Source organism: Ilumatobacter sp., from assembly GCF_049588435.1.
In the GTDB taxonomy this organism is placed as follows: domain Bacteria; phylum Actinomycetota; class Acidimicrobiia; order Acidimicrobiales; family Ilumatobacteraceae; genus Ilumatobacter_A.
Genome location: NZ_JBAVYV010000321.1, coordinates 1 through 3,806, shown reverse-complemented (window position 1 = coordinate 3,806; position 3,806 = coordinate 1). Strand labels below are relative to the sequence as shown.

Sequence of the window (3,806 nt, the reverse complement as noted above, 5' to 3'; positions counted from 1 at the left end):
GGCCGGATCGATCACGTCGATCGGCCGGCCGTCGCCCGCGACCAGCTCACCGTCGATCAACAGTCGGGTCGCTTCGACGGTCGGGACCCCACCGGCGGCGACCTCAGAAGTTGACATGCTCGACGCCCTTCAGCCCGAGCCGTTGGCGAGCCTGCTTCGGTGTGGCGACAGTCAGACCGAGCGCCTCGACGATGGTGCGGATCTTCGTGACCTGCGCCGCGTTCGACGGTGTCAGCTCACCGGGCCCGATGTAGAGACTGTCTTCCATGCCGACTCGCAGGTTGCCGCCGAGCATCGCCGCCTGCGTCGCAAAAGACATCTGGTGGCGGCCAGCCGCAAGGACCGACCACTCGTACGAATCACCGAACAGCTTGTCCGCGATGGTGTGCATGTGCATCAGGTTGTCGAGGTCGGCACCGACGCCGCCGAGCACGCCGAACACCATCTGGATGAAGAACGGCCCCTCGATCCAGCCCTGGTTGATCAACCACTCCAGGTTGTAGAGATGCCCGAGGTCGTAACACTCGAACTCGAACTTCGTGCCGTGGCCCTGGCCGAGTTCCTTGACGATGTACTCGAGGTCGCCGAACGTGTTGCGGAAGATGAAGTCCTTCGTCATCTCCAGGAACTCGGGCTCCCATTCGTGCTGCCAATCGCTGTACTTGTCGAGCATCGGGAACAGCCCGAAGTTCAGTGAGCCCACGTTCAGCGATGCCATCTCCGGTGAGGTCGAGGTCGCAGCGAGCAGTCGCTCCTCACGACTCATGCCGAGCCCACCGCCGGTCGACACGTTGATCACCGCGTCGCAGGCACCCTTGATCTTCGGGAGAAACTCCTGGAAGAGCTCGGGACGAGGGTCGGGCTTGCCCGTTTCGGGGTCGCGGGCATGCAAATGGATGATCGATGCGCCGGCCTCCGCCGCCTCGATCGATGCCGTGGCGATCTGATCCGGCGTGATCGGCAGGTGCGGCGACATCGTCGGGGTGTGGATGCCCCCCGTCGGCGCGCACGTGATGATGACTGGATTGCTGCCTGTCTTGCCCATTGCGGTCAGAACCTCATCTGTTGGACTTGCGCGGAGATGCCACCGTCGAGCACCCAGAGTTGGCCGGTCGCGTAGCGGGCCTCGTCGGAGGCCAACCAGTTGACGAGGTTGGCCATGTCGGTCGGCGTGCCGATCGTGCGGAGCGGATGAATGGCGATCTGTTCGGCGCGAGCAGCCGCGGCGTCCACCCCGTCGGGGACGAACTGCTGCAGCATCGGGGTGTCGATGTAGCCAGGGCAGATCGCGTTGACACGGATCCCTTCCTTGCCGTGATCACACGCCATCGCCTTGGTCAACGCATGCACGGCGCCCTTGGTCGCGCAATAGGCGGCGAGGTTCGGGTCGGCGATGTAGCCGTCATAGGAACCGAAGTTGATGATCGACGCGTGGTCCGACGCGCGCAGCAGTGGGAGGGCGTACTTCGAGGTGAGGAACGTGCCGGTGACGTTGATCGCCATGATCCGGTTCCACGCCTCCAGCGAGGTCTCCTCGATGGTGAGTTCCATCTCGATCCCGGCTGCGTTGACGAGCACATCGAGCACGCCATGGCGGTCACCGATCATCGCCATCGTCTGCTGAATCGCCCCCTCGGACGTGACGTCCATCTCGACGAACTCTCCGGCACGGCTTGCGCCGTCGAAGCTGCCGGTTGCCGAAAGATCCGCTGCGTAGACGGTGGCACGTTCGGCCTCGAAGCGTTCGCACACGGCGCGGCCGGCGCCGCCGCATCCTCCGGTGACGAGGGCGACGCGTCCGGCCAGCATGTCGGTCATCGTGACGCTCCTCTCGGTTGCTGCTGCACCGCCACCGGCGACGCCGGTTGGTCGGGGGACGCTGCCAGGGCGGCCCGGTAGGCGTCGAGGACGAGGCCGTGGAAGTGATGCAGGGCGTGTTCGGACAGTCCGGATCCCGCGGCATCCACAACAAGGCGTCCCTGCGTGAACGCCGGTGTCTGCATCCCCCGCTGCACGCTCTCGACCAATGCGATGTCCTCGACCTGGAGCACCTCGTCGAGGTACCGGATCGACTCGAGTTCTGCAGCGTTCGGGTCGGTGTCTTCGAGGAAGAAGTCGTACGTCTCGCGGGTGCGTCCCGGGCCGACCGGGATGATGTTCAGCACGATCATGTTGCCTCGACCCGGATACCGCATCAGGCACGTGGTGGGCCACAGCCACCAGACGGCGTGGTCGGTGACGGTCGCCTCGGAGACGTCGTAGGCGCTGTTCGACGTCTTGCCCGCCTCGGCCATGTGGCTGGAGTAGATGCCGTGCGTGGTGACCTTGTAGGTGTCCATGTCCACGAGCGACACGAAGTCCTTGTGCGCGATGTGGCAGTGATAGCACTCGAGGAAGTTGTCGACGACGTTCTTCCAGTTCGAGTCGATCTCGTAGGTCAGTCGGTGGGCGAAAGTGAGCTGTTCGACATCGGGTGCCCAGCGTGCGATCTCGGCGCCCAGCCCGCCAGCCTGCTCGGCGAGTGACACCGCATTGCTGTCGAGATTGACGAACACGAACCCGCCGAACTCCTCGATGGAGATCCGGTCGAGGCAGATGTCGGCGGTGTGGAAGTCGACGAGGTCGCCCGTCTTGCGGGCGACAGTGAGTTGGCCATCCAGTGCGTAGGTCCACGCGTGGTAGGGGCAGACGATCGCTCCGACTCGGCCTTCGCCGCTGAGCAGTTGGTGGGCTCGGTGTTGGCAGACGTTGTAGAAGGCTCGGAGTTGGCCGTCCTTGTCGCGTACTGCGGCAATCGGCATGCCGGCGATCTCAGCTGTCACGTAGCTGCCCGGCTCGCGCAGCTTCTCGACGTGCCCGATCCATTGCCACGCCGCGCCGAACACCGATCGTTGCTCGCGTTTGAACCACTCGAGTCGGGTGTAGGCATCGGCGTGCAGCGACATCGATGCGGCCGGGTCGGCGTGGTAGCCGTCGAAGATGTGCGAGCACGTCTGGATGGTCATGCCTCGGCCTTCGGTTGGTGACGTGGGAAACGCGTGCGTGCGCCGGCGTCCGCCCAGTCCTGGTGGTTGCGGACGTAGTGGTTCGCGACGTCGTTGGTGGGCAAGTGGTCCCACGACACGAGTGGGCCCGACGCCATCGCGGCATTGAGGAGGTGGCGGCTGCGCTGCGACGCGACCACGCGCTCGCGGATCGCATCGGAATCCCAACGGGCGCAGACTTCGGCCGCGAACGCTGCGGCGAGGTCGGCGTGTGCGGAATCGGCGGCGAGGTTCACGCGCTCCAGCGGATCGGCGTCGAGGTCGTACAACTGGGGCGGATCGGTGTCGCAGTGGATGTACTTGTGCGCGCCGCGACGAATCATGAAGATCGGGGCCGACGTCATCTCGGCTGCGTATTCGCCGAACGTCTCGTCGGTCAGATCGCCGACGCCACCGGCCGCGGGAAGGAGGCTGCGCCCGACGAAGTCATCGTCACTCGGATCCGCTCCGGCGATGTCGAGCAACGTCGGCAGCAGGTCGAGGTGCGAGCAGGCGTTCGCGATGGTGGTGGTCGCGATTCTGGGCCCGGCGATCACCAGTGGCACGCGGGCCGAGCGCTCGTGGAACGACATCTTGAACCATGCGCCTCGATCGCCGAGCATGTCACCGTGGTCGCTGGTGACGATCACGACCGTGTTGTCCGTCTGGCCGGTTTCGTCGAGTGTCGCCACGAGCTTGCCGAGCCAGTCGTCGAAGTAGCTGACGTTGGCGTAGTAGCCGTGCCGAGCGGCGCGTACCTGGTCGTCGGTGTACCCGACGGTG

General features: G+C 65.2%; 4 protein-coding genes. All 4 read right to left on the bottom strand.

Annotated features, from left to right (window positions below; genetic code table 11):
• Nucleotides 1-103: 103 nt before the first annotated feature.
• Nucleotides 104-1,045, bottom strand: a complete 942-nt coding sequence (locus WBV89_RS12365; protein WP_423981655.1) for a 3-keto-5-aminohexanoate cleavage protein — start codon at nucleotides 1,043-1,045, stop codon at nucleotides 104-106.
• Between the two features lie 5 nt (nucleotides 1,046-1,050).
• On the bottom strand, nucleotides 1,051-1,818 hold the full coding sequence (locus tag WBV89_RS12360) for an SDR family NAD(P)-dependent oxidoreductase (protein ID WP_423981654.1): 768 nt from the start codon (nucleotides 1,816-1,818) through the stop codon (nucleotides 1,051-1,053).
• Nucleotides 1,815-3,005 carry an aromatic ring-hydroxylating oxygenase subunit alpha gene (locus WBV89_RS12355; protein WP_423981653.1) on the bottom strand — a complete coding sequence of 397 codons (1,191 nt, stop codon included), beginning with the start codon at nucleotides 3,003-3,005 and terminating at the stop codon, nucleotides 1,815-1,817. Before WBV89_RS12355 ends, WBV89_RS12360 begins: the two co-directional genes overlap by 4 nt.
• The coding region (locus tag WBV89_RS12350) for a sulfatase-like hydrolase/transferase (RefSeq protein ID WP_423981652.1) at nucleotides 3,002-3,806 on the bottom strand (805 nt) is incomplete at its 5' end. The genes WBV89_RS12350 and WBV89_RS12355, both read right to left, overlap by 4 nt.

Excerpts from the sequence above, each read along its gene's own strand:
- WBV89_RS12360 (WP_423981654.1), bottom strand. The coding sequence starts at position 1,818 with ATGACCGACATGCTGGCCGGACGCGTCGCCCTCGTCACCGGAGGATGC.
- WBV89_RS12355 (WP_423981653.1), bottom strand. The coding sequence starts at position 3,005 with ATGACCATCCAGACGTGCTCGCACATCTTCGACGGCTACCACGCCGAC.
- WBV89_RS12365 (WP_423981655.1), bottom strand. The coding sequence starts at position 1,045 with ATGGGCAAGACAGGCAGCAATCCAGTCATCATCACGTGCGCGCCGACG.